This window comes from Streptomyces fuscigenes (assembly GCF_021556455.1).
Taxonomy (GTDB): Bacteria; Actinomycetota; Actinomycetes; order Streptomycetales; family Streptomycetaceae; genus Streptomyces; species Streptomyces fuscigenes.
Genome location: NZ_JAKGCV010000767.1, coordinates 1 through 1,280 on the forward strand (window position 1 = coordinate 1; position 1,280 = coordinate 1,280).

General features: G+C 77.7%; 2 protein-coding genes. One reads left to right on the forward strand and one right to left on the reverse strand.

All coding sequences use genetic code 11. The annotated features are described in order from the left end of the window. A partial coding sequence (locus L1885_RS28430) for a glycosyltransferase family 4 protein (protein WP_235800013.1) occupies positions 1-800 on the forward strand: 800 nt, incomplete at its 5' end. Positions 801-834: 34 nt separating this feature from the next. Here L1885_RS28430 and L1885_RS28435 read toward each other — a convergent pair. Next, the coding region (locus L1885_RS28435; protein ID WP_235800014.1) for a PucR family transcriptional regulator at positions 835-1,280 on the reverse strand (446 nt) is incomplete at its 5' end.

The window sequence follows — 1,280 nt, forward strand, 5'->3', positions numbered from 1 at the left end:
ACCCGGTGCCCATGGTCGTCACCTGGCACACCCGGGGCGCGGACGGCGGCGCGCGGGCCGCGCTCACCCGGGTGCTGGAGCGCAGGGCGCTGCGCGCCGCCTCCGTCGTGTTCGCGACCTCCTCCGACCTGCTCGACACGGCCCGCTCCCGCGGCGCCCGCGACGTGCGCCTCGCACCCCTCGCCGCGCCGGTCCCGCGCAGGCCCGAGGCGCTCGGCACCGAGAGCAAGGCGCGGGCCGAACTCGGCGCGGTCGAGAGGCCCCTGGTGATGGCGGTCGGCTCCCTCGTGCCGGAGCGCGGCCACGACCTCCTGCTCGACGCCGTCGCGCTGTGGCGCGGCCAGGACCTCGACCCGATGCCCCTCGTCGTCGTCGCGGGCGAGGGCAGGCAGCGGCTCGCGCTCCAGCGCCGGGTCGAACGGGAGGACCTGCCGGTCCGGTTCATCGGCAGCCGCCGGGACGTCGCCGAACTGCTGACCGCCGCCGACGTGGCCGTCCTGCCCAGCCGCTGGGAGTCCCGCTCCCTGCTCGCGCAGGAGGCCCTGCGCATCGGGGTGCCGCTCGTGGCCACCGCCGTGGGCGGCGTACCGGAACTGGTGGGCCGCGCCGCGGAGCTCGTACCGTACGGAGACCCCCTCGCCCTCTCCACGGCGCTGGCGCGCCTCCTGCACGACCCGCTGCGGCGGGCCGAACTGGCAGCCGAGGGATGGGCGCAGGCCGCGACCTGGCCCACGCAGGACGAGACGGTCACGCAGGTCCTCAGCGTCTACGACGAGTTGGCGCGGCCGGGCGGCGCGTGAGGAGGGCCTCCGCGTCCGAGGCGGCCGCCCGCGGTCAGGGCGTGTGGCGGCGCGCCCGCAGCGCGAGACCGAGCGCGAGGACGGTGCCCGGCTCGTCCAGGTCGCGGCCCAGCAACTCGGCCATGCGCGCGAGCCTGTTGTAGAGGGTCTGCCGGTTCAGGTGCAGCTCGCGTGCGGTCTCGGCCTTGCGTCCCGCGTGCGCCAGGTACACCTCGAGCGTCGGCAGCAGGGCGGGCCGCGACGTCCGGTCGTGGGTGCGCAGCGGGCCGATGGCGCGCTCCACGAAGGCCGCCAGGTCGGGGTGTTCGCGCAGTCGCCACAGCAGCAGGTCGATGTCGAGGGCCCGGGCGTCGTACCACGGCCGGTCGCCGGGCCCACCGGCGGCGGCCGCCGTCTCGGCGGCATGGCGCAGCCCCGGCCCTGCCGCCGCCCAGTCGCCCGCCGTCCCCACGACGACCACCGGCGGCTCGCCGTCCGCGC